The organism is Micromonospora sp. C41, from assembly GCF_018070485.1.
GTDB lineage: Bacteria > Actinomycetota > Actinomycetes > Mycobacteriales > Micromonosporaceae > Micromonospora > Micromonospora chalcea.
Genome location: NZ_JAGPXP010000002.1, coordinates 329248 through 352293, shown reverse-complemented (window position 1 = coordinate 352293; position 23046 = coordinate 329248). Strand labels below are relative to the sequence as shown.

Annotated in this window: 18 protein-coding genes; 8 read left to right on the top strand and 10 right to left on the bottom strand. The window is 70.9% G+C overall.

The features are described 5' to 3' along the window. Nucleotides 1-43: 43 nt before the first annotated feature. Genes KBX43_RS03815 through KBX43_RS03805 form a run of 3 tightly spaced genes read right to left on the bottom strand, consistent with a single transcriptional unit; the run spans nucleotide 44 to nucleotide 3191 of the window. The gene (locus KBX43_RS03815; protein ID WP_210883163.1) at nucleotides 44-883 is read right to left on the bottom strand and encodes a sugar phosphate isomerase/epimerase; all 840 of its coding nucleotides are present in this window, start codon (nucleotides 881-883) and stop codon (nucleotides 44-46) included. Next, nucleotides 880-2043 carry a dihydrodipicolinate synthase family protein gene (locus KBX43_RS03810; protein WP_210883160.1) on the bottom strand — a complete coding sequence of 388 codons (1164 nt, stop codon included), beginning with the start codon at nucleotides 2041-2043 and terminating at the stop codon, nucleotides 880-882. Before KBX43_RS03810 ends, KBX43_RS03815 begins: the two co-directional genes overlap by 4 nt. Continuing rightward, a complete protein-coding gene (locus KBX43_RS03805; protein ID WP_043324235.1) occupies nucleotides 2040-3191 on the bottom strand; it encodes a Gfo/Idh/MocA family protein in 1152 nt (383 codons plus the stop codon). The genes KBX43_RS03810 and KBX43_RS03805 overlap by 4 nt, the downstream gene beginning before the upstream one ends. A gap of 104 nt (nucleotides 3192-3295) precedes the next feature. Between KBX43_RS03805 and KBX43_RS03800 the strand changes: the two genes are divergently transcribed. Together KBX43_RS03800 and KBX43_RS03795 are read left to right on the top strand one after the other, a co-directional pair. Beyond that, on the top strand, nucleotides 3296-4318 hold the full coding sequence (locus KBX43_RS03800) for a LacI family DNA-binding transcriptional regulator (protein WP_064446046.1): 1023 nt from the start codon (nucleotides 3296-3298) through the stop codon (nucleotides 4316-4318). A 39-nt stretch (nucleotides 4319-4357) separates the two neighbouring features. After that, on the top strand, nucleotides 4358-4867 hold the full coding sequence (locus KBX43_RS03795; RefSeq protein ID WP_209961761.1) for a pyridoxamine 5'-phosphate oxidase family protein: 510 nt from the start codon (nucleotides 4358-4360) through the stop codon (nucleotides 4865-4867). Nucleotides 4868-4890: 23 nt separating this feature from the next. Here KBX43_RS03795 and KBX43_RS03790 read toward each other — a convergent pair whose 3' ends face one another. Continuing rightward, on the bottom strand, nucleotides 4891-5511 hold the full coding sequence (locus KBX43_RS03790; RefSeq protein WP_209961763.1) for a class I SAM-dependent methyltransferase: 621 nt from the start codon (nucleotides 5509-5511) through the stop codon (nucleotides 4891-4893). 73 nt (nucleotides 5512-5584) lie between these two features. Continuing rightward, a complete protein-coding gene (locus KBX43_RS03785; RefSeq protein WP_209961765.1) occupies nucleotides 5585-6526 on the bottom strand; it encodes a sugar phosphate isomerase/epimerase in 942 nt (313 codons plus the stop codon). A 148-nt stretch (nucleotides 6527-6674) separates the two neighbouring features. Between KBX43_RS03785 and KBX43_RS03780 the strand changes: the two genes are divergently transcribed. Next, nucleotides 6675-7088, top strand: coding sequence for an NUDIX domain-containing protein (locus KBX43_RS03780; protein ID WP_043324225.1), 414 nt, complete (start codon nucleotides 6675-6677; stop codon nucleotides 7086-7088). Here KBX43_RS03780 and KBX43_RS03775 read toward each other — a convergent pair. Together KBX43_RS03775 and KBX43_RS03770 are read right to left on the bottom strand one after the other, a co-directional pair. Further along, on the bottom strand, nucleotides 7085-7981 hold the full coding sequence (locus KBX43_RS03775) for an arginase family protein (RefSeq protein ID WP_210883158.1): 897 nt from the start codon (nucleotides 7979-7981) through the stop codon (nucleotides 7085-7087). The genes KBX43_RS03780 and KBX43_RS03775 overlap by 4 nt on opposite strands. Nucleotides 7982-8003: 22 nt before the next feature. Continuing rightward, nucleotides 8004-8735, bottom strand: coding sequence for a class I SAM-dependent methyltransferase (locus KBX43_RS03770; protein WP_209961770.1), 732 nt, complete (start codon nucleotides 8733-8735; stop codon nucleotides 8004-8006). A 79-nt stretch (nucleotides 8736-8814) separates the two neighbouring features. Between KBX43_RS03770 and KBX43_RS03765 the strand changes: the two genes are divergently transcribed. After that, a complete protein-coding gene (locus tag KBX43_RS03765) occupies nucleotides 8815-9282 on the top strand; it encodes a hypothetical protein (RefSeq protein ID WP_307851462.1) in 468 nt (155 codons plus the stop codon). On the opposite strand, the gene KBX43_RS03760 is transcribed toward KBX43_RS03765, so the two are convergent. From KBX43_RS03760 to KBX43_RS03750, 3 genes are all read right to left on the bottom strand, one after another. Further along, entirely contained in the window at nucleotides 9224-9655 is a 432-nt protein-coding gene (locus KBX43_RS03760) for a hypothetical protein (protein WP_210883156.1), read from the bottom strand. The two genes, KBX43_RS03765 and KBX43_RS03760, sit on opposite strands and share 59 nt — an antisense overlap. Before the next feature lie 98 nt (nucleotides 9656-9753). After that, nucleotides 9754-11448: a DUF6119 family protein gene (locus KBX43_RS03755; RefSeq protein WP_210883154.1), complete on the bottom strand. Its 1695-nt coding sequence runs from the start codon at nucleotides 11446-11448 to the stop codon at nucleotides 9754-9756. Between the two features lie 99 nt (nucleotides 11449-11547). Then, on the bottom strand, nucleotides 11548-12120 hold the full coding sequence (locus tag KBX43_RS03750; protein ID WP_210883152.1) for a DUF4352 domain-containing protein: 573 nt from the start codon (nucleotides 12118-12120) through the stop codon (nucleotides 11548-11550). Between the two features lie 99 nt (nucleotides 12121-12219). Between KBX43_RS03750 and KBX43_RS03745 the strand changes: the two genes are divergently transcribed. The 4 genes from KBX43_RS03745 to KBX43_RS03730 all read left to right on the top strand — a co-directional run bounded on the left by KBX43_RS03745 (nucleotide 12220) and on the right by KBX43_RS03730 (nucleotide 23031). Next, a complete protein-coding gene (locus KBX43_RS03745; protein ID WP_210883150.1) occupies nucleotides 12220-14148 on the top strand; it encodes an N-6 DNA methylase in 1929 nt (642 codons plus the stop codon). Between the two features lie 93 nt (nucleotides 14149-14241). Next, entirely contained in the window at nucleotides 14242-15309 is a 1068-nt protein-coding gene (locus KBX43_RS03740; protein WP_210883131.1) for a serine/threonine-protein kinase, read from the top strand. A gap of 13 nt (nucleotides 15310-15322) precedes the next feature. Continuing rightward, nucleotides 15323-18124, top strand: coding sequence for a helicase-related protein (locus KBX43_RS03735; RefSeq protein WP_210883123.1), 2802 nt, complete (start codon nucleotides 15323-15325; stop codon nucleotides 18122-18124). Then, nucleotides 18121-23031, top strand: a complete 4911-nt coding sequence (locus KBX43_RS03730) for a class I SAM-dependent DNA methyltransferase (RefSeq protein WP_210883121.1) — start codon at nucleotides 18121-18123, stop codon at nucleotides 23029-23031. Before KBX43_RS03735 ends, KBX43_RS03730 begins: the two co-directional genes overlap by 4 nt. Nucleotides 23032-23046: the final 15 nt, after the last annotated feature.

Here is a 23046-nt window from a genome sequence, read left to right as displayed (position 1 = left end):
CGGCCACCTGATTTATCCGACAGGCCGGACTCGTGACACTGAGTCAGTCGGTGAGCACCAGATCGGTGTACCGGGCGGTCATGGTGGCGAGCACCTGGTCCGGGTCGGTGGCCCACACCTCGGCGTTGAAGATCTCCACCTCGACGTCGCCCGAGTATCCGGCGGCCTCCACCGCGCGGCGCAGCGGCGGGAAGTCGATGTGCCCGTCGCCCATCATGCCGCGCCCCAGCAGCACGTCGGCCGGGAGCGGGGTGAGGAAGTCGCAGATCTGGAAGCTCGCGATCCGCGTCCCGGCGCGGGCGATCTGCCGCCACACGTCCGGATCCCACCAGACGTGGAACGTGTCCACCACGACGCCGACCTGCTCGGCCGGGAACGCCTCGGCCAGATCGAGGGCCTGCCCGAGCGTGGACAGCACGGCCCGGTCGGCGCAGTACATCGGGTGCAGTGGCTCCAGCGCGAGGCGTACCCCGCGCGCAGCCGCGTACGGGGCCAGCTCGGCCAGCGCGTCGGCGACCCGCTGCCGGGCGCCCGCCAGGTCACGGGAGCCGGGCGGCAGCCCGCCGACGACGAGCACCAGGCAGGCGGCGCGCAGCGCGGCGGCCTCGTCGATCGCGCGCCGGTTGTCCGCCAGGGCCGCGGCCCGTCCGGCGTCGTCGGCGGCGGTGAGGAACCCGCCCCGGCACAGCGACGACACCCGCAGCCCGGCGTCGGTGACGAGCCGCGCCGCGGCCGGTACGCCGATCTCGGCCACCGGCTCGCGCCACAGCCCGATCGCCGGGATGCCGGCGCGCACACAGCCGTCGACCGCCTGCGCCACCGACCAGCGTTGCGTGGTGCGCTGGTTGAGCGACAGCCGGGCCAGCCGGGGATCGGCGCTCATCCGGGCACGCCCGCCACGTCCAGGTACGCGCGCATCCGCCGGGCCGCCAGCTCGGGGTCGAGCAGCAGCCCGGCGGCGTCGGCCAGCCGGAACGCCTCGACCAGGTGCGGGACGCCGCGCCCGCCGTGCAGGCCGCCGACCATGGTGAAGCCGGGCTGTCGGCCGTTGAGCCAGGACAGGAACGCGATGCCGGTCTTGTAGTACGGCGTCGGCGGGGCGAACAGGTGCCGGGCCAGCGGCACCGTCGGGTCGAGGATCGCCCGGAACCCGGCCCTGTCGTCCGCGTCGAGCCGGGCCAGCGCGGCCGACGCGGCCGGGGCGATCGCCGCGAACGCGCCGAGCAGCGCGTGGCTGAACCGTTTCCCGTCGCCCTCGATCAGCTCCGGGTAGTGGTAGTCGTCGCCGGTGTAGACCTTCACCGTCGGCGGCAGCAGTTCTCGCAGCCGCACCTCCCGCCCGGCGTCGAGCAGCGACACCTTCACGCCGTCGACCAGGTCGGCGTGGGCGTGCACCAGCGCGGCGAACGTGGCGGTGGCCTCGTCCAGGTCGGTCGAGCCCCAGTAGCCGGACAGCGCCGGGTCGAACATGTCGCCGAGCCAGTGCAGCACAACCGGCGCGCCGGCCTCCCGCAGCACCCGCTCGTAGACGCGCAGGTAGTCCTCCGGGCCGGTGGCGAGCGCGGCGAGGTGCCGGCTGGCCATCAGCACCGGCGTGGCGCCGTACCCCTGCACGACCGCGAGCTGCTCGGCGTACGCGGCGACGACCTCGTCGAGCGTGCGCGGGACGCCGGTGAGCTGGTCGGTGCCCACCCCGGCGACGATCGGCCCGCCGCAGGAGGCGGCCTCGGCGGCGCTGCGCCGGATCAGCTCGCGGGTGGCCGTCCAGTCCAGCCCCATCCCGCGCTGCGCGGTGTCCATCGCCTCGGCCACACCGAGCCCCCACGACCACAGGTCGCGCCGCACCGCGAGCGTCGCGTCCCAGTCCAGGCCCGCCGGGCGGCCGGGGGAGTTGTCGGCGTACGGGTCGGCGACGACGTGCGCGGCCGCGTACGCGATCCGGCTGGCCGGCTGCGCGGACGGCCGCTGCCAGGCGGCCGGTTCCCGCAGCGTGAGCCGCTCGGTGCCGCCGTCCGGCGCCGGCAGCGTGATGCGCGTGCTCACCGCGGGATCTCCTCGATCTGCACCCGCCGCCCCTCGCGGGCCGAGCGCAGCCCGGCCTCGGCCAGTTGCACGCCGCGCGCGCCGGCCAGGAAGTCCCACGGGAACGGCTCGTCGTCGACGACGTGCCGCAGGAACGCCTCCCACTGCACCTTGAACGCGTTGTCGTGCTCGCCGTTGTCCGGCACTGTCTGCCACTGCGCGCGGAACGGCTCGGTGACCGGCAGGTCCGGGTTCCACACCGGCATCGGGGTGGTGCCCCGGTGCTGGATGCGGCAGTCGCGCAGCCCGGCGACAGCGCTGCCGTGCGTGCCGTCGACCTGGAACTCGACCAGCTCGTCGCGGTGCACACGGACCGCCCAGGAGGAGTTGATCTGCGCGACGATGCCGCCGGCGAGTTCGAAGATGCCGTACGCGGCGTCGTCGGCGGTGGCGCGGTAGTGGCCGCCGTTCTCGTCGACGCGCTCGGGGATGTGCGTGGCGGTGACGGCGGTGACGGCGGTGACCGGGGCGATGATCTGCTCCAGCACGTAGTGCCAGTGCGGGAACATGTCCAGCGTGATGCCGCCGCCGTCCTCGGCGCGGTAGTTCCAGCTCGGACGTTGCGCGGCCTGCCAGTCGCCTTCGAACACCCAGTAGCCGAACTCGCCGCGCACCGACAGGATCCGGCCGAAGAAGCCGCCGTCGACCAGCCGCTTGAGCTTGCGCAGGCCGGGCAGGAACAGCTTGTCCTGTACGACACCGTTGCGGACGCCCTTCGCGGCGGCGAGCCGGGCCAGCTCCAGCGAGGCGAGGAAGTCCTCGGCGAGCGGCTTCTCGGTGTAGACGTGCTTGCCGGCCTCGATCGCCGCCCGGATCGCCTTCTCCCGCGCGGCGGTCACCTGGGCGTCGAAGTAGATCTGGTGGGCGTCGTCGGCGAGCGCCGCGTCCAGGTCGGTCGTGTACGCCGACAGCCCGTGCCGCTCGGCGATCTCGGCCAGGCGGCCCGCGTCGCGGCCCACGAGCGTCAGCTCGGGCCAGATCCGGCTGCCGTCGCGCGCGGGCACGCCGCCCTGGTCGCGGATGGCCAGCAGGGACCGGACGAGGTGCTGCCGGTAGCCCATCCGCCCGGTGACGCCGTTGAGGATGATCCCGACGGGTGTGCGCTCCACTGTGCCCCTCCCAGCGGTGAATGCGCTTTCAGTAAGCGCTTTCAGGGTGCTACCGTAGCCACGCCGGAACACCGGGTCAAGACGTTCCGCAGGGAGACTCATCGATGCCGCACGTGACGCTGGAAGACGTGGCCAGAGCGGCCGACGTCTCACTGGCCACCGCCTCCCGGGCGCTCAACGGGCGGCGGGTCACCCCGCACCTGCACGACCGCGTCCTGGCCGCCGCCGCGCGGCTCGCGTACACCCCGAACGCCCACGCCCGCGCGCTGGCCGGCGCGTCGCACCGCAGCGTCGGCGTGATCTGCCACGACGTCACCGACCCCTACTTCGCCGCCGTCGCCGGCGGCGTCATGCGGGTCGCCGCCGACAACGACCTGCTGGTCATGCTCGCCAGCACGTTCCGCGACCCGGAACGCGAAATCGCGTACGTGTCGATGCTGCGCGCCGAACGCGCCCCGGCCATCCTGCTCATCGGCTCCGGCTTCGAGGACCCGCGCTGGGATCGCGCGCTGGCCGCCGAGCTGACGCCCTACCTCGACGGCGGCGGCCGGGTCGCCGTGGTCAGCCGGCACCGCAACCTGAAGGTCGACAGCGTCCTGCCGGAGAACCGGGCCGGGGCCGCCGCGCTGGCCCGCGCGCTGCTCGGCCTCGGGCACCGCCGCTTCGCCGTGCTCTCCGGCCCGTCCGAGCTCACCACCGTCGCCGACCGGTTCGGCGGGTTCCGCGACGAGCTGGCCGCCGCCGGCGTGACGCTGTCCCCGGCGGCGGTGGCCGAGGCGGAGTTCACCCGTGACGGCGGCTACCAGGCGATGACCGAGCTGCTCGGCCGTGGCCTCGACGCCACCTGCGTGTTCGCGCTCACCGACGTGATGGCCGTCGGCGCGTACGCGGCGCTGCGCGACCACGGGCTGTCCGTGCCCGGCGACATCTCGGTGGCCGGCTTCGACGACATCCCGATCGTCCGCGACCTCACCCCACCGCTGACCACAGTGGCGCTGCCGCTGCGCCAGCTCGGCGAGAAGGCGATGGAGCTGGCGCTCACCGAGAACCCGGGCCGCCGCCGGCGGATCACCCGCCTGCCCGCAGAGGTGGTGCTGCGGGCCAGCACCGCGCCGGCCCGCGCCTGAACCCGGCCGGTAGGGTGCCGTCATGATCGAGGACGCCCCGTGCCGCTGACGAACCCCTGGCTGACCGGGCCGGCGCCGACGAGGAAGCTGGACCGGGACCGCCTCGCCGAACGCATCCTCAACCTGCTGTCGTCGCAGAACATGTGCGTGCTCGCCACAGTCGGGCCGGACGGCCCGCTGGCCACGCCGGTGCGCTACTACCCGCTGGGCTTCACGCTGATGTTCACCGCCGCGCCGCGCTCGCCGAAGATGCGCAACATCGCCGCCGACCCGCGCGTGTCGGTAGGCGTCTTCGCGCCGCTGGTCGGCCTGGCCAGCAGCCGCGGCGCGCAGGTGTTCGGCACCGCCCGGGTGCTCGGCCCGGAGCATCCGGACCGGGCCCACCACTGGGCCGCGTTCCGCTGGGAGAGCGAACACGCCGAGCGCGGCCGGTCACTGGCCGAGCCGCCCGAGGACCCGCTCGTCGTGATCGAGGCCGACCGGATCGTCTACACCGAACACTGGCTGCGCCGCGAGGGCTACGCCCCACGTCAGCACTGGCACCGCTGACTCCGCCCGCCGGACCGGTCCCGCTACGGACCGACGGGGGAGCGGGTGGCGCGCAGCAGATTGCCGGCCAGCCGCAGGTCCGCGCCCTCGACCCGGGCCAGCACGTCGATCCGCTCCACCGTGACAGGTGACCACAGTGGCTCCGGGAACGCCGCGCGCAGGGCGTCGGCGTCCAGACCCCAGCCCTGGCCCGCCTCCGGCGACACCGCCAGCACGAACACCGCCCCGCCGGGCGCGGTCAGGCGCGGCAGCAGCGCCAGGTAGTCGCGTACGGCGGCGCCCCGCCGGTCCAGCGAGTGCAGCAGCCCGGAGTCGAACACCGAGTCGTACGGCACCGGCGGCACCGGGATCGCCGTGGCGTCGCACACCTCGAAACGCGCCGGCAGTCCCGCCGCGGCGGCCTTGGACCGGGCCTGGCCGATCGCCACCGGCGAGATGTCGACGCCTGTCACGTCGAGGCCGCGGCGGGCCAGCGCGAGCGCCAACTCCCCGGTGCCGCAGCCGACGTCGAGCACGCGCGGCCCGCGTACCCCGGTGTCGAGGACCGCGGCGAGCGCCGGCTGCGGACCGCCGATCTCCCACGGCGGCCGTTCGGTGTCCCGGTAGAGGCGGTCGTAGTGGACGTCGTCCGGCTCGTCGGTCATCGCGTACCCCCTCGGTCGGCGCGGCCACCCCCGAGCGTGTCACGCCCGGCGGCCGTCCGTGCCCCGCCGGGGGTCAGAACCGCAGGCGGCGCAGGTAGCGGTAGCCGACCTCAGCGGTCCGTTGCGGCGTCACGTCCGGCGTGTCGTTCTCCACGATGTACTCCAGCACCTGGTGCCCACGGAAGATCCGGGCGAAGTCGATCATCCCGGTGCCCAGGTCGGCCATGTCGCCGGTGGCCGGGTCGCGGTCCTTGACGTGGTACTGCAGGACCCGCTGCGGCGCCGAGCGGATCACGTCGAGCGTGAAGCCCTCCGGGTCGGCGACGCCCTCGCCGGAGGTGATGCCGCCGGTGACCGCCCAGTAGATGTCGATCTCCAGGTGCACCAGTCGCGGGTCGAGTTCCTCGGTCAGCACGTCCCACGGCCGCCGGCCGTTGCCGAAGTCGATGGTGAACTCGTGCGCGTGGTTGTGGTAGCCGTACCGCAGGCCCGCCTTGCGCGCCGCGGCGGCCTCGACGTTCATCTGCTCCGCCCAGCGCTTCCAGTCGTCCTCGCGGTCGGAGTTCAGGTACGGCACCACCATGAACCGCTGGCCCAGCGTACGGGCGTTCGCGATCTTCTGGTCCAGCGCGGCGGCGTCGGCGGCGATGCCGTCGTGGCTGGAGCTGGCCTTGATGCCGATGCCGTCCAGGAAGCGGCGCAACTCCCGGGCGGTACGGCCGAAGTAGCCGAGCGCCAGCTCGACCCGGGGGTAGCCGATGCGGGCCAGGTGCGCCAGCGTCGCGTCGTAGCCGGGGGAGCCGTTGAGCGCGTCGCGGACCGTCCAGAGCTGGAGGCTGATCAACTCCTTCGGCACCGGGCGCCGGCCGTGGTGGTGTCCGCCGGCCTGGGCGGCCGTCGCGCCGAGCCCGGTGGCGAGCCCGATCCCGGCGAGCGCCGCCAGGGAGCCGCGCAGCAGGCCACGCCGGTCAAGTGACTGTTGCAGCGCGGCGTGTCCGTCATGTCCGTAGCACATGGTCGCACTCCTTCGTCGCCTGTGCGCTGACGCTACAAAAGCTATGTCGATATGTCTATGGCTTTTGGTGCTCTGAATCGAACTTTCGGTCGATGCTGCAGAAAGTGGGGGGCTGCGTGTCGCCGGTGCCGCGTGGCAGGCTCGGGGAGTGGCCGCATACGACGTCGCCCTCGTCCTGCTCGTCGACCGGACCGGCGCGATCCTCATGCAGCACCGCGACGGCAACGCGCCGGTGTCTCCGTACCAGTGGAGCCTGCCCGGTGGCAGCATCGAACCCGGCGAGACACCGGAGCAGGCCGCCCGGCGCGAGCTACTGGAGGAGACCGGGCTGACCGCCGGGGAGCTGCACCTGCTGTGGAGCGGTCCCCGCCCGCACGAGGACGGCTTTGCCCACACGGTCACCGTGTACGTCTTCCGTGGCACCACCGACGCGCGCCAGGAGGACGTGGTGCTCGGCGAGGGACAGGCGATGGTCTTCGTGCCCCGCGACGAGGTGCTCGACCGCGACCTGGCGGTGAGCGCGGCGAAGGTGCTGCCGCTGCACCTCGCGGAGACCGCCTAACGCCCGGTCAGCGCCCCGGCCAGCACGCCGGCGAACCGGGGGAGCAGCTCGTCGTCCGGCAGATGGTGCGGGTTGATCTCGGTGACCGACAACCCGGCGAACTTCGGGCTCGCCACCAGCTCCGCCAGCGTCGCCGCCGCCTCGCCCAGGCTCAGCCCGGACGGCTCCGGCACGTCCGCCAGCGGCGCGTCCACGAAACGCAGCACGTCCACGTCGAAGTGCACCACGAACGTCTCGGCCGCGCCCTCGGCCACCGCCCGGGCCCGGCGCGCCGCCGCCCGCGCGTCGGCGTGCACCTCGTCGGCGGGCACGTACGCCAGCCCCAGTTCCGCCACCAGATCCCGCTCGTGGTCACCCCGGGGCAGCGAGTCCCCGTACACCACCACCCGCTGCGGGGACAGCAGCGGTGCCACCGGCCCGACGCCCGCCACCTCGGGCAGTGTCCCCGGCAGGCCCAGCATGTGCGCCAGCCCCATCGCATCCAGGTTGCCGTTCGCGCGGGTCTCCGGCGTGTAGAGATCCGGGCCGCCGTCCACGTACACCAGCGCGGGCGACAGCCCGGCCCGCGCGCACCCGGCGACCAGGCCGACAGTCACGGTGCAGTCGCCGCCGAGCACCAGCGGCACGCGGCCCCGGCCCAGCGCGCCCGCGACCCGGTCGGCCACCGCCGACGCGACGGCGGCCACCGCGCCCGCGTTCTGCCCCCTCGGGTACGCCGGATCGGGCCGCCACCGGAAGCCCGGCACGTCACCGCAGTCCTCGACGTCCGCCCCGTCGCGCAGCAGGTCGAGCAGGCCGGCGGCGCGCAGGGCGGCCGGGGCGCGCTCGACACCCGGGGTGTGCGCGCCGGCGCTCGACGGCGCGCCGACGACCGTCCACTGACGATGATCCATCGCTCCACCCTAACCGCGTGTTTCAGCGCAGCACGAGCAGATCGAGGGCGTCGACGACCGGACCGTCGACCGTCCTTGCTGCCTCGCGTAGCCGCTGGATGCCGGCGGCGTACTCCGCATCGGTGATGAGCTGAAGCGGCGTGTGCGCCTCCCGGCGCAGGCCGGCCGCCGCCTCCCGCAGCGAGGGTGCGGTGACCTGCGGGACCGCCTCGACCGCCGCGGTGGCGAAGCCGGCGGCGGCGAAGGCGGCCCCGACGTCGGCGATGCTCGGGTACGTGTCCAGCACGCGGACCGCCTCCGGGAAGTAGTCGAACAGCGTGATCGCCTCGTGCCTACCGGCGAACGCGGACCGGATGAGCACCGGGGCGCCGGGACGCAGCACCCGGCGCAGCTCGCGTGCCGTCGCGGCCAGGTCGGGCACGTGGTGGATGACCGTGGACAGCCAGGCGCCGTCGACACTGCCGCCGGCCAGAGGGAGGTGCCCGGCGTCGCCTGCGACGAGCGGCGCGAACACACAGCGGGCGCGCATCGCCGCCGACGGCTCGACGGCGACCACCTCGACGCCGGGAAACCAGTCGATGAACGCGCGTGCCCAGCTACCCGTCCCGGCACCCAGGTCGAGCAGTCGCATCCCGGAGCGCGGGGTGAGATGCCGGGCGACGGCGGCCCGCCAGGCCGTGAGACCGTCGTCGGTGAGGTGCCGGGTCTCGGCGAACGCCTCGGCGTCAGCGTCGTGGTACGCAATGCGGGCCATACTCGACAGCCAACTCCCCGGCGGGCCGCCGAGGCAAGACACTGTGACGGATCGGGCTCGGCTTCGGAGAGGGGCAGGGGTGCGATATCGGATCCACTTCGAGGCCGAGCTGCCGGCGGACGCCCTCCGCCGGTTCCTGCTGACGGAGTACGGCGTCGCGCCGGAGAGCGTGTACGTCGGTCGGGTCGAGGACCGCGCCGTCGACGACCCGCGCCCGGTGGCGATGCTCACCCCGCCCGACGCGGACGAGCGATTCGGCTGGATCCTCACCGGCGATACCGAACTGGCCGCCGCCACCGGCCACGGCGAGCGTGATCTCGCGGTCACCCTCGCCCGCGAGTTCGGCGTACGGGCGCTCGTCGACGACGGCGGTATCCACCCCGACCGGTGGCTGCTGGTCAGCACCGACGGCAGCAGCGGCCGGGTGCTGACCGACTCCGACGCCGCCGCCGACGGGGACCTGCGGATGGTGCACGCGCTCGAACCGATCAGCGGGGAGCCGCAGCTCGCCGTCGTACCGCCGCCGGACTGGGCCCGCGACTGGTGACCCGGCGGGTCCACCGTCCGGTCGCGTACGCGATGCCACCCGTGCGGCGCCGCCGCCTGGCGCCAGTCCTGGCGACGACCGGCGCGGGCACCGCCGTCCACTGGACGGGCAGGCCGTGGCCGGGTGACGGATCGGGTTGCGGGGGACGGATGGTGCCGTGTTCCTCGGCGAGCCGGACGGCGTTGTCGAGGAGTTGCCCGGCCGAGGTGAGCCGGCCGTAGTGAGCCGCGGCGAGCGCGAGTGTGACCGCGTCGCCGACGCGCCGGCACGGCGGGCAGGCGATGTGGACGACGCACCGGCGAAGCGGAAGCGCGCGCTCGTGCAGGGCAGCGGGGAGCAGGCTCAGGGCGTGGCGGAACTCGTCGGGTCGCATCGTTCCTCCTGGGTGGTCGATGGCGCGGCGGCAGGCAGGGGTGACCGGCCCGGAGGGTGCGCGGTGCGCCGGGCGGTCGGATCCGGAAGCGGTGCCGGTCAGGCGGGTGGGATGGCGACGACCTCGACGTCGACGCCCTCCGTGCGCAGCGTCTTCACCGCCTGGTAGAGCGCGACCTGCGCGAACGTGAACAGCGATTCCGCGGTGACGGTGCGGCCGGCACTCAGGGCGATGGCGTAGACCACGGTGCGCGGGCGGAAGTCCTCGGGCAGGTCCGGCCCGCCCGGCTGCGCGCGCACCAGGTCGCGGAACCGGTTACGCGCCTGGTTGTCGTAGCGCAACGCGTCGAACGACGTGACACCCTGCGCGAAGAGGTGACTGAGCGGCGAGCTGCCCGACGCCCGCTTGACGTGGATCAGCTCACCGTTCGGTCCGAGCAGGTCGCAGGCCTCGATGCCATGCGGGTGCTGCCGGGTGCGGAGGAGCTTCTTGTCCAGCAGCACCAGGCCCGGGTGCTTCTTTGCTGCCTCTCGGTTGTAGCAGTCCTCGTTCGCCAGCTCCTCCGTCCACGGCGGCAACACGACGCTGGACGGCCGATTCAGGATGCGAGCCACCTCCTGGCGCAGGAACTCGCGGTGGCGGTCGCCGATCTCGTACCACTGGCCCTCGTGCAGCAGCATGTGGCTGCCGCCGACGGCGACCTCGGCGGTTATCCACCGGGACACCGGCGTCGATGCCATCTCCTCGGTACCGGCGGCGTCGGCGTAGAGCGTCAGCGTCCCGTTGCGCAGCCCGGGCCACCGGTCACCGTCCAGGGCCCGGGCGGTGTGCGACAGGATGGTCGACAGGTCCAGGTCCGTGGTCAAGGTCGGGCGTTGCCCGGATCGGGGCACGCGAACCCGGTACGAAGCGACGTGCTCGACGTCGGCCACCAGGCTGCCCGGCACCGCGACGCCGAGATCCGGAGGGTCGGGCAGGCCCAGCCGTCGGTCGAGAACCTCGGTCAGCGCCGGGTGCCGCGGATCGTTGGGGCGCAGCGGCCGGATCTGCTCGATGAACTCCAGGTCGGCGAGCGGCGACTCCTGCCGGCACACCCGGTCGATCTCCCGCAGATCGGCGAGCAGCCGCTCGGGGGAGACGCCGAGAGGGATGCGCAGCGCATCGCTGCCCTCGACCTTCACCGCACCGCCTGCCCGCTGGCACGCCGTCAGGTTCGGGTTGTCGACGCGGCCGGACACCTGGCCGACGATCTCCCCCCACTTGTCGATGCCGTACCTCCAGATGGGCTGGCCACCCGGAACCAGGCTCCGGTCCACCCGGCCGCTGGCACCCACCACCCGGCGGCGAACGTGGCGGATGCCGCTGGGGTGCAGCGTTCGCACGGCGAAGGAGACACCGAACGTCGGGTCTGTCTTCTCCAGCTCGATCATGAACCGGCCCAGGGTGCCGAAGGTCAGGGCGTACGCCCGGTCGTCCACCCCAAGCAGCAGGGCGCCGCCACCGCTGCTGTAGCCGATGGTTACGTCCGCCCCGACCAGGCCGGACAGGACGCCGCACCACTCGGCCCGGTCGCGGGGCGCGCTGCCGTGCACCAGCAGCGCCGGTGCGTCGAGGACCCGGTGCGGGGTGGGCTCGAAGCCGTGCCTCCGCAGGTAGTCCACATTGAGCGCGGAACGTATGCCGTCTTCGGTGGCCGGAACGGTGAGCCGGTAGACAGTCGTCGGGTAGATGCCGGACAGCGGCTGCCCGTCGTCGGCCAGGGGTGACTCGTCCGGGTTGTTCGCACTGCGCATGTCGATCTCCTCGCGTAGAGAATCGGGCTGGCGGTGGTGCGGCGGAGTGGCGCCGGGGGGCGGGGTTCGCGGATCCCGCCCCGGCCGGCGCTGGTCAGGTCAGCTCAGGGAGACGGCCACGCCGCCGGAGAACGGCGAGTCGTGCAGCTCGAGCTTGGCGAGCTTGACGTCCTTCGGAATGTCGAAGACGACCACGCCGGTGACCTGGTTGCCGGGGTTGATGTCGTTGAGGAACGTCTCGGCGTTCTTGTTGGCGTAGATGGCGGCCGAGCCGTCGGCGGAGTACTCGGTGCCGTTGGCGGCGTACGCCTTCTGGCTGCTGCCGTCGAACATCTGCGACTCCTTGCCGATGTTCTTCACGTTGAGCGTGACCAGGCAGAACTGGCCCTGGGCCTTGGCGCCGAACGTCGACGAGCCGACCTTGCTGACGCCGCACTTGGCGGACTTGACGGTGAACTCGAACTTGCCGTCGCGGGCCGGCTGGCCGATCTTCGCGGTCTTCGGCTTGTCGTCGCTCTTGCCGGCGTCCGCCTTGCCGCCGTCGGTGTCGCCGGCGGCCGCCTCGGTGCCGGCCTCCGCCTTGCTGCCGGTGGTGTCCTCGGTGGTGCCGGCACCGCAGCCCAGGGCGACGAGGGCGCCGGCGATCAGGGCGAGCGTGGTGGTCTTGCGCATTGTTTTCCTCCTGCTGTGAACGTGGCGGCGTCAATGAGAGCATCATCTGTGAACGCTGTCAACAAGCATCATGCTTGACAGGTGTGACACACTCCGAACGTGCAGGAGACACCGACAATCACCGCAGCGGAGATCGCCCGGCTCGCCGGTGTCGGCCGGGCCGCCGTCAGCAACTGGCGCAAACGGCACGGGGACTTCCCCGAGCCGGTCGGCGGCGGCGCCACCAGTCCCGAGTTCGACCTCGCCCAGGTCGAGCGTTGGCTGCACGCCCAGGGCAAACTCCCGGAACTCACCACCGCCGACCGGCTCTGGCGACACCTCGCCGCAGCCGGCGCCTCACCGGCCGCCGGGCTCGCCGCCGTCGGCGCCCGGCTTCTCACCCGGCAACGCGGCCAACGCCCTGCCCGTCCCGCAGACCCGCAGCTGAAGGCGCTGGCACCGGACATCGACGCGCTCGCCGACGAACTCGGCCCACAAGGCGCTTTCGACGCGCTCTGGCAGCGCTTCTCCGCCCCCGGCCCGGCCCGCCCGCACGCCACCCCCGACGACATCGCCGACCTGATGGCCGGGCTCGCCGCCGTAGCCGGCGGCTCCGTCCTCGACCCCGCCGCCGGCACCGGCGCCACACTGCGCGCCGCCGTCCGCGCCGGCTGCACCTCCGCGTACGGGCAGGAACTCGATCCCGATCTCGCCCGGCTGGCCGGGCTGTGGCTGGCGCTGCGCGATGTGCCGGGCGAGGTGACCACCGGCGACTCGCTGCGCGCCGACGACTACTCCGGACGCACGTTTGACGCGGTCGTCTGCCACCCGCCCTTCGGCGCCAGCAACTGGGGCGACGAGGAGCTCGGCCACGACCCCCGCTGGATCGTCGGCACCACCCCACGTACCGAACCGGAGCTGGCCTGGGTCCAGCACGCGCTGGCCCACCTGCGGCCCGGCGGCCACGCCGTACTCCTGATGCCGCCCGCCGTGGCCGGCCGTCGCCCCGGCCGCCGCATCCGCGCCGAACTGCTGCGTCGCGGCGTGCTGCGCGCCGTCATCGCGCTGCCGCCGGGGGCGGCCGCGCCGCACGGCGTACCCCTGCACCTGTGGGTGCTGCGCCGCCCACCGGCCGACGCGCCCCCACCGGCGCGGACGCTGCTCGTCGATGCCGCCACCGGCGACCACACTCGGATCCTCGACACCTGGCGGTTCTTCGCCAACGACGGCGAGATCGACGAGCCCGGCTACGCCCGCGCCGTCCCGGTCATCGAACTGCTCGACGAGGAGATCGACCTCACCCCCGCGCGTCGCCAGCCCGCCGTCGCGGGCGAGGCGACAGGCGAACATCTGGTACGCACACGCGAGCGCCTCGCCGCCGTCGTCGCCGACCTGCCCACACTGATGCCGCAGGTCACGCCCGTAGCCGACGAGGGTCAGGGAGAGTACCTCACGGTCGGCGAGCTGGTCCGGGCCGGCGCGTTGCAGCTCCTCGGGGCGATCCGGGGTGCTTCCGGCGATGACGGTGAGCTTGCCGGTGACGGTCGGCCGGTGCTGACCGTGTCGGACGTGTTGGGCGGCGGTGAGCCGTCGGGGCGCGACGACGGGCGGCTCGGGCAGGAGATCGCCCTGGCCGTGGGGGATGTGGTGGTGCCGATGATCGCGCGGCACCTCACCGCGCGGGTGGTGACGGCGGAGGGTGCCCTGTTGGGGCGCAACCTGTATCTGCTGCGGCCGAATCCCGCGGCGTTGGATTCGTGGTACCTTGCGGGCCAACTTCGGACGTCGACGAATGAGCGGCAGGCGTCGAGCCTGTCGGGGACGCTGCGGTTCGACGTGCGGCGGGCGCAGGTGCGGCGGGTGTCGCGGGAGGAACAGGAGCGGTACGGGGAGGCGTTCCGGCGGCTGCACGCCTTCGAGTCGGCAATCCGACAGGCCGCCTCGCTGGGCGCGGAACTCGCCCAGTTGACCGCGGACGGACTGGCCCAGGGCGGGCTCGCACCGGCGGCACGACGTCCGTACCAGCGGAAATCGCCGAAGGGGCACTAGCTCCTTGATCGAACAACGATGTACGGTCGTGCGTCCGCCGGGCTCCGACCCGACGGGTGGCAGTTCGGTTGGGTGTCATCGTGAGGGGGCGGGATGACGCTGGGCACCATCGGCGGCTTCGAGTTGGTCAAGCCGCTGGGCTCGGGCGGGATGGGTGAGGTGTTCTTCGCCGTGTCCCCGACCGCCGACCGCGTCGCGCTCAAGGTGATCCGGAAGCACCTGATCGAGGAGCCGACGATCCGGGACCGATTCGCCGCCGAAGTCGACAGCCTCAAGCTGGTGTTCGGCTCGCGGATCGCCCGCCTGGAGAACGCCGACCCCTACGGCGACCCGGCGTGGCTGGCCGTGGAGTACGTGCCCGGAGCGACGTTGCGGCAGCACGTCGACGCCCACGGACCGCTTCCGTTGCCGCTTGCCGCCATGGTCGGCGCGATGCTCGCCGACGGGCTGGGCAAGGTGCACCAGGCCGGCCTGCTCCACCGCGACCTCAAGCCGCAGAACATCATCCTCGGTCCCGACGGCCCGAAGCTCATCGACTTCGGGCTGGCGATCCTGATCGATCGCAGCGACTACCTGACCGAGCCGGGTGCCCTGGTCGGCACGCCCGCCTACATGTCGCCGGAGCAGGTACGCGGTGAGCGGGAGCTGACCGCGGCGGTGGACGTCTACGGGCTGGCGGCGACGCTGGTGTTCGCCCTGACCGGTCACGGCCTCTACCCGCCGACCAACTCGTGGAACCTGCTGCTGCGCATCACAGAGCCCAGCGACCTGCCCGACCTGTCGGGCGTGCCCGCCGAGCTGACGCCGTTGCTCGGCGCGATGCTGGCCCACGACCCCGACGCCCGGCCCGGCCTGGACGACGCCGGCGCCCGCCTGCTTGCCGTCGCCACAGCGAGTAGCGGCAAGACAGCGTCCGGCCTGCGCCAGGAGGTCGCCGGCCTGACCTATGACGGGGACACTGAACTGCTCGTAACAGCGGATCTGCAGGATCCCCAGCGGGACCCGGAGGACACCTCGGTCGAGCCCGAGGACGACACAGTGCCGGTGCCGGACCCGAAGCCCACCGTGGTCGACCCGGAGCGACAGACCGATTCCGGCCCCGACGTCACATGGCTGGTCGAGAGGATCCGCCGCCAGTACGCCCGACGCTCGACCCTGTAGGAAGGCTCCACCGATGACCACCTCCCAGGACGCCACCTTCGCCCCGGGCTCCCGCATCGTCGTCCGGGACGAGGAGTGGCTTGTCCGAGGCGTCAAGACCGGCACCGCCGACGGCACCATGATCAAGGCTGTCGGGGTGTCGGAATTCGTCCAGGACGTCGAGGCGACATTCTTCACCGGCCTCGAGGACATCAGACCGCTGGTTCCCGAACAGACGGAACTCGTCGTGGACACCTCGTCGCGGTTCCGGCAGAGCCGGCTGTTCCTGGAGGCCGTGCTGCGGCGTACGCCACTGCCGCGCACCGAACGCGGCCTCGCCCTCGCCGACCGGTTCCTGCTCGATCCGCTCACCTACCAGCAGCGCCCGGTCGAGCTGGCGCTGTCCGGCCTGCGACCGCGCATCCTGCTCGCCGACGTGGTCGGCCTCGGCAAGACCCTGGAGATCGGGCTGATCCTCGCCGAGTTGATCCGCCGGGGCCGAGGTGACCGGATCCTGGTGGTGTCACCGCAGCAGGTGCTGGAACAGTTCCAACGCGAGCTGTGGACCCGCTTCGCGATTCCCCTGGTGCGACTCGACTCGACCGGAATCCAGCGCATCCAGCAGGAGATTCCGGCCGGGCGGAATCCGTTCACCTACTTCAAGCGCGCCATCATCTCCGTCGACACGCTCAAGGACGCCGGCCAGTTCGGCCACCACCTCGACGCCACCACCTGGGACGTCGTGGTCATCGACGAGTCGCACAACCTGATCAACAAGGGCACCAAGCGCAATGAGCTGGCCCGCCGACTCGCCGCGAAGACCGACGCGCTGCTGCTCGCAAGTGCCACTCCCCACAACGGTGACAAGGAGTCGTTCGCTCAGCTCATCTCGCTGCTCGACCCGGCCGCGATCGCGAACGAGAAGCAGTACGAGGCCAAGGACATCGCCCACCTCTACCTCCGTCGCACGAAGGTCAGCCCGGAGGTGCGGGACCAGATCGGCGACCGCTGGGCCGACCGGGGCCCCTCCCAGGCGGTGTACTGCACGGCCGGCCAGATCGAGGAGCAGGTCTTCGACGAGCTGACCGACGTGTGGCTGGCCGGCAAGTGGAGCGACGAGGCAGTCACCGGGCAGCACCGGCTCTTCCCGTACACGTTGTTGAAGTCTTTCCTCTCCTCGCACCGGGCGCTGCACGAGACGGTGACCAACCGGCGCAAGAAGGCCACCGGCACCGAGCGTATGGCGCTGGACCGGCTCGCGGAGCTGACCTCGGCGATGACCGACCATGACTCCAGCAAGCTCGTAAAGCTTGTCGAGGAGTTGAAGAAGATCGGCGTGGGCAGGGGCAGCGACACCAGGGCGGTGGTGTTCTCCGAGCGCGTTCCCACCATCAAGTGGCTGGCCGAGACGGTCCCGGGCATGCTCGGCCTCAAGCCGAACGCCGTGCGGGTGCTGCACGGCGGCGTCGCCGACCAGGACGAGCAGCGCATCCTCCAGGAGTTCGAGCTGGCCGGCAGCGAGGTGCGGCTGCTGTTCACCGGCGACGTCGCCTCCGAGGGCGTCAACCTGCATCAGCAGTGCCATCACCTGATCCACTACGACATCCCGTGGAGCCTGATCCGGATCGAGCAGCGCAACGGCCGCATCGACAGGTACGGGCAGAAGCACCAGCCGCAGTTCCGGGCGCTCATCCTCACCTCGGAGCGGGACGACGCCAAGGACGACCGGACGGTCTCCGAGAAGCTGCTCGACCGGGAAGCGGTGGCCCATCGCAGCCTGGGCAGCGTCGAAGCCGCAACTGGTCTCTACGACGCCAAGGCCGAGGAGGACCGGCTGGTCCGCGACCTGCTGGCCGGCAAGAGCGTCGACGAGTCCTACGAGGCGGCCCACGCCGAGATCGACGTGATGGCCGACCTCTTCGGAGATGTCGGCACCGCCCCCGTCATGACGGACGTTGCCGTGGCCCGGGTGCCGAAGCTCTTCGACTCCACCGAGGACTTCGTCGACGCGGCACTGCGGGAGATCTACGAGGACCGGCCCGAGGACCACATCGACCTGCGCCGGGAGGACGAGTTGCTCACGTTCCTCGCCCCCGACGACCTGGTGCACCGGCTCACCGACCTGCCCCGCTCCTACCTGCGCGCCCACCGTGAGGGCGAGGACCTTCGGCTGAAGGTCACCTTCGACCGCACACTCGCCCAGCGCAAGCTCGACCAGGCCCGGCAGAGCAAGACCCCGATGTGGCCGGAGATCGCCTTCCTCAGCGACGTCCACCCGATGGTCGACTGGCTTGTCGACAAGGTGCTCATCCGGCTCGGCCGCCAGCAGGCCCCGGTGTTAACCGCCGACGTGACCAAGCCGACCTACCTGATCCAGGGCGTCTACGCCAACCGCCTCGGCCAGCCCACAGTGGTGCAGTGGATGGCCGTCTCCGGCCTGCCCGCCGCGCCAGAGATCCGGCCGATGGACGAGGTGCTGCGCGAGGCCAACGTCGGCCCGGCCATGGTCAACCGCGCGGAGGCCCTGGCGCTCGACCCGTTCCGTCAGCTCCTGCCGCAGGCCGTCGCGGCAGCCCGCCGGCACCTTGAGGCCGAACGCGCCGAGTGGGACGCGGCGAACGCCGAACCGTTGGAGCACTACCGGCGGCGGCTGCAGACCTTCGAGCAGGCCAGCATCTTCGACGAACTGCCCGCCTCGCACCGTGCGAAGCGCCGTGAGCGGGCGCGGAACACCGTCGCCGAGCAGCACGATCTGCTCGACCGTCTGGAAACCGCTGGTGATCCGTTGCTGCGGGTCCTCGCCGTCCTCGTCCCGTCCCCGGAGAGTGCCGCATGAGCTTCGAAGCGCTGACCAACCGCGGCGAGTACCTTTCCGCCCACTACCTCGCCGAGATCCTGCCCACCACCCTGAAGGGTGGCCTGCTCAAGCAGTGGGCCGAGCGGGAGAAGGCGGGCGACCAGACGCCGCGCACCGGGCTGCGGGGCCTGCGCCGCCCCTACTTCGACGCGAAGACGGAGCTGGCCGACGACGACTTCTTCGACCCCGAGCGGCTGCGCAAGCTGCATCAGGAGCTGCTGAAAGCGCTCGGCTTCGAGCCGCAGCCGCAGACCATCACCGTCGAGCGCGCCGGCCAGGAGCATCAGATCACTGTCGCGCACGCGGAACTCACCTCCGCGCACGGCATCGTCGCGCTCGACTGCGGCTGGGCCGTCGACGCCGAGGCCGCGCAAGACCCGGACGACGCCGGCCGCCTGCTCGCCCCGGTCACCCTGAGCGGCACCGAGACGATTGACACCGGTGCGAAGCTCGCGTCGTGGCTCTTCGCCGCCGACGACCCGAAACCCCGGTACGTCCTGATCCTCAGCGGCGGCGTGGTGACCCTCGCCGACCGCACCGCCTGGGGTGAGGGCCGCTACCTGGCCGTCAGCCTGGACACCGCCTACGCCCGCAACGACGACCGGGAGTACGACGTCGTCGCCGCGCTGTTCGGCGCCGACTCGCTGCGCCCGCCCGCCGAGGGCGGCACCGAACCCCTCGCCGACCTGGTCGCCGGCTCCCGCCAGCACGCTGTCGGCGTCTCCGGTGAACTCCGCGAAGGTCTCAAGGTCTCCGTCGAACTCATCGCCAACGAGGTGCTCGACCGCATCCGGCAGGCCGGCTACCAGCCGCAGGACGTGATGGAGCTCGACGAACTGGCCAGGGCACTCGGGCGGGAGGCGTTGCGCTACCTCTACCGGATCCTGTTCCTGCTCTACGCCGAAGCCCGGCCCGAACTGGGCGTCCTGCCGGTCAACGACCGCGAGTACGTCGAGGGCTACAGCCTGGCCCGCATTGGCGACCTCGTCTCCCGCAAGCTCGCCCCCTCGGCCGAGGGCGGCTTCCACCTGTACGAGTCGCTCGACCTGCTGTTCCGTATGGTCAACGACGGCCACCGGCCGCGTGCCGGTGCAGAGGTCGACGACAAGGCCAGCGAGGGCGAGGGCCTGCGCTTCGAGCCGATGAAGTCGGACCTGTTCCTGCGGGAGAAGACCAAGCTCATCGGCCGACTCCTTGCGCCGGACAGCGACGACGAGGACGACCCGGACGCGGCGACCATCGACACGCGGCTACGTAACAAGGTCCTCTACCAGGTGCTGCGTCGGCTGATGCTCACCAAGGGCGCGAAGAGGCGCCGGGGTGGCTTCATCTCGTACGCCCAGCTCGGCATCAACCAGCTCGGTGCCGTGTACGAGGGCCTGATGTCCTACACCGGTTTCGTCGCCACCGAGCAGCTCTACGAGGTCGCCAAGAACGGCGACCCGAAGGACGGCTCGTGGATGATCCCCGCCTCCAAGGCCGACGAGTACGACGACAACGTCTTCGTCTACAAGGAGGACCCGTACACGGGCGTACGGAGCCGGGTCAGCTACGCCCCCGGCGCATTCGTCTACCGTCTCGCCGGCCGGGACCGGCAGACCAGCGCCTCCTACTACACCCCGCAGTCGCTGACCGAGGTCACCGTCCAGCTCGCCCTGAAGTACCGCCTCGACCAGGACGGCACGGTCACGCCGGCGCGGGAGCTGCTGGACTGGACGATCTGCGAGCCGGCGCTCGGCTCCGGCGCGTTCCTCAACGAGGCGATCAACCAGGTCGCCGCCGAATACCTGCGCCGCCGCGCCCGCGAGCTGAAGGTCGACCTGGACCCGGAGCAGTACCACCTCGAACTCCAGCGGGTGAAGGCGTACATCGCGCTGCACAACAGCTACGGCGTCGACCTCAACCGCACCGCCGTCGAGCTGGCCGAAGTCTCACTCTGGCTGAACGTCATGCACGCCGGCCTCCAGGCGCCCTGGTTCGGTCTGCACCTGCAACGCGGCAACTCGCTCATCGGCTGCGGACGCAAGGCCTACGAACCGAAGCAGCTCGCCGACAAGTCCTGGCTCACCACCGCCCCGGCGGAGAAGCCGTTCCGGGACGGACCGATCGACGAGGGCGCCATCCACCACTTCCTGCTCCCCGCCGACGGCTGGGGTGCGGTCGCGGGGGAGAAGGAGGCCCGCGAGCTGGCGCCGGCCGAGACCGCCAAGCTCAAAGCCTGGCGTACGGCGATGAAGCGCGTGCCGTCCGCCAAGGGGAAGAACTCGCAGGTCAAACGCTTGCAGGCGCTGGCCCGGCGGGTCGAGTTCCTGTGGGGGCTGGTGCAGCAGCGGCTCGCCATCTCCGAGCGGGAGATCCGCCGCGACATCGAAATCTGGGGAGCGGACGACCTCCCGCCGGTGACCGAGGCGGTGGCCCGGGACAAGATCCTCGCCGACCTGACCGCGCCGGGCACGCCGTACTGGCGGCTCAAAACGCTGATGGACGCCTGGTGCGCGCTGTGGTTCTGGCCCCTGGACAAGGTCGGCCTGCTCGACGGCTCGGACCCTGCGGCCTACCCGGCCGAGTCCGTCCAGGTGTCGCACGTCAAGGACGTTCCGGAGTACGAGGAACAGGTGGTCTACGAGACGCCGGACATCTTCGGCAACGTGGAGCCGCGGCAGATGACGCTGCCGACCAAGGCGACCGGCACCCGGCGGATGACCGTGGCCGAACAGCTCCGCAAGCAGGTCCCGCTGACCAACCTGGACGACTGGCTGACGTTCGCGGAGGCGCTGGTCGGGCGCAGCGACGTGGACGAGAACACCGAACGCTTCTACGGCCGCAAGCTCGACAGCCTAACCGAGATGAGCGAGCTTGAGCAGAAGCTCGACGGGGTGATCGGTGTCGACTCCCCGTGGATGCTGGCCGACCGATTCCCGTGGCTGCTGGCCGCCGAGCGGATCGCCGAGCAGCAGGGCTTCTTCCACTGGGAGTTGACGTTCGCCCAGGCGTTCGCCAAGGGCGGCTTCGACCTCCAGGTGGGAAACCCCCCTTGGGTCCGACCTATTTGGCAGGAAGACGTCGTACTCGGTGACCGTGACCCGTGGTTCTCGCTCGTGGGCAGGCAAAACACGGAGGAGTGGCAGCTGCGGAAGACCGAGTTGCTTCGCAGCGGTCGGGAACGACGTGACCACTTGCGGGAATTCAGTGCCACCGTTGGACGTGCAGGCACGCTCGGTGCCGCTGCTATTTATCCGCTCCTAACCGGAACGCAGCCGGATCTGTATCGGGCCTTTATGTGTCAGACGTGGCGCAATATCACTCAATCAGGTGTGAGTGGTCTTATACACCCCGATACTCATTTTTCTGGTGCCAGGGAAGGGCGCCTCCGTGCTGCGGCATATGCGCATCTGCGCTTGCATGGTCACTTTTCGAACCGCAGAGGAGTATTTCCTGAGGTTCACGCCAACACCGAGTTCGGGATTCACATCTACGGCCGATCGAGTCCAGTAAATTTCACGCATGTAAGTTGGCTGTTCGATCCTGGAACCCTTTCCGCGTCCTTGGTGCACGATGGAGAAGGTGAGGCGCCCGGCATCAAGCACAATGGTCGGTGGGAGCTCCGTCCTCATCGGCGCCGCCTAGTTCAGGTTACTAAGTGCCTGCTTGATCAATGGCAGCAACTGTCTAGTGCTGAGGTTCCAAGCCTCGAAGCGAGTCTGCTCTATCCGGTCACGCTGGATGAACAAGGTGCTATCTCCGCCCTAGCTAAAGTGAAGCACCGGCTTGGGGAGCGGCGGCTGCAGGTGAGCTCTGGTTACCATGAGGCGAACAGCAAGGCCGACGGCCTAATTCGTTGGCGAACAGGCGAACCCGACACCATTGAGGAAGTTATTCTGCAGGGCCCTCATCTGGGTATTGCAAATCCCTTCAATAAGGAGCCGAATTACCCCTGCAGGACAAATCGAGACTGGTCCTCGCGAAGCCTTTTGTTGCTGCCCGAGTCGGCAATACATCGTACCAACTACGTCCGGTCGTGCGAACGCGATCGGTACTTGCGGTCGCAATCGCAGTGGAATGGGCGACCGTTTAGTGCACGTTATCGGTTAGCGTGGCGTAAGATGATCGCTTTCGATACTGAGAGGAGCCTCTTTGCGGCGCTAATTCCGCCTGGGCCAGCTCATGTTCATGCTGTCTACTCGCTCGCGCTTGAAACGGATCGCGAGACTGCCCTGGCGGCTGGGTTTTTCTCGGCGCTACCACTCGATTACCTGCTGCGTATTACCGGTCGTTCTGATTTGCAGGTTGCGGAGGCGCAGCGAATGCCTGCGGCAGACGTAAGTCACCCCCTCGCGGCGCCTCTTCTCCTCCGAGTGCTTCGCCTGAACTGTCTCACAAGAGCCTACGCTGCTCTCTGGTCGGGACTGTTCGTTGATTCGTGGCAGAAGGAAGCGTGGGCGGTGGGGTGGCAGGGGTTCGCGCCGCTGGGCGATGTCGACGCTAGCTGGCATTGGTCGAGTCCACTTCGTGCCGAGCGGGAGCGACGGGCCGCACTGGTGGAGATAGATGCCCTTGTAGCGGCCTGGCTCGGCATCTCAGCGGATCAGCTCGTTGCGGTCTATCGAGCTCGGTACCCGATCCTGAGAGATTACGAGGAGGCTACGTGGTTTGATGCCCTCGGACGGAAGATCGCGCGTAGCCACAACTCATATGGCTTCGGTCAGACGAAGGAGCACCACGAGCAGTTGATTGCGTACCTCGAGAACCCGGAGCGGAATCCGGTGCCTGAGGGGTACACGGCACCCTTCTACAAAGCGGATCGGGAGAACGAGTACCGGCAGGCGCACGCCGTGTTCAGTAAGCGGCTTCAGGATGCGATCGACGCAGGCTGGCAATCGTCGTAGCCCGACACCTCACCC

What these genes read in the sequence shown, in the direction of transcription:
- KBX43_RS03815 (WP_210883163.1), bottom strand. Translation starts at nt 883, where the DNA reads ATGAGCGCCGATCCCCGGCTGGCCCGGCTGTCGCTCAACCAGCGCACC.
- KBX43_RS03800 (WP_064446046.1), top strand. Translation starts at nt 3,296, where the DNA reads ATGCCGCACGTGACGCTGGAAGACGTGGCCAGAGCGGCCGACGTCTCA.
- KBX43_RS03790 (WP_209961763.1), bottom strand. Translation starts at nt 5,511, where the DNA reads ATGACCGACGAGCCGGACGACGTCCACTACGACCGCCTCTACCGGGAC.
- KBX43_RS03785 (WP_209961765.1), bottom strand. Translation starts at nt 6,526, where the DNA reads ATGTGCTACGGACATGACGGACACGCCGCGCTGCAACAGTCACTTGAC.
- KBX43_RS03775 (WP_210883158.1), bottom strand. Translation starts at nt 7,981, where the DNA reads ATGGATCATCGTCAGTGGACGGTCGTCGGCGCGCCGTCGAGCGCCGGC.
- KBX43_RS03770 (WP_209961770.1), bottom strand. Translation starts at nt 8,735, where the DNA reads ATGGCCCGCATTGCGTACCACGACGCTGACGCCGAGGCGTTCGCCGAG.
- KBX43_RS03760 (WP_210883156.1), bottom strand. Translation starts at nt 9,655, where the DNA reads ATGCGACCCGACGAGTTCCGCCACGCCCTGAGCCTGCTCCCCGCTGCC.
- KBX43_RS03755 (WP_210883154.1), bottom strand. Translation starts at nt 11,448, where the DNA reads ATGCGCAGTGCGAACAACCCGGACGAGTCACCCCTGGCCGACGACGGG.
- KBX43_RS03750 (WP_210883152.1), bottom strand. Translation starts at nt 12,120, where the DNA reads ATGCGCAAGACCACCACGCTCGCCCTGATCGCCGGCGCCCTCGTCGCC.
- KBX43_RS03740 (WP_210883131.1), top strand. Translation starts at nt 14,242, where the DNA reads ATGACGCTGGGCACCATCGGCGGCTTCGAGTTGGTCAAGCCGCTGGGC.
- KBX43_RS03735 (WP_210883123.1), top strand. Translation starts at nt 15,323, where the DNA reads ATGACCACCTCCCAGGACGCCACCTTCGCCCCGGGCTCCCGCATCGTC.
- KBX43_RS03730 (WP_210883121.1), top strand. Translation starts at nt 18,121, where the DNA reads ATGAGCTTCGAAGCGCTGACCAACCGCGGCGAGTACCTTTCCGCCCAC.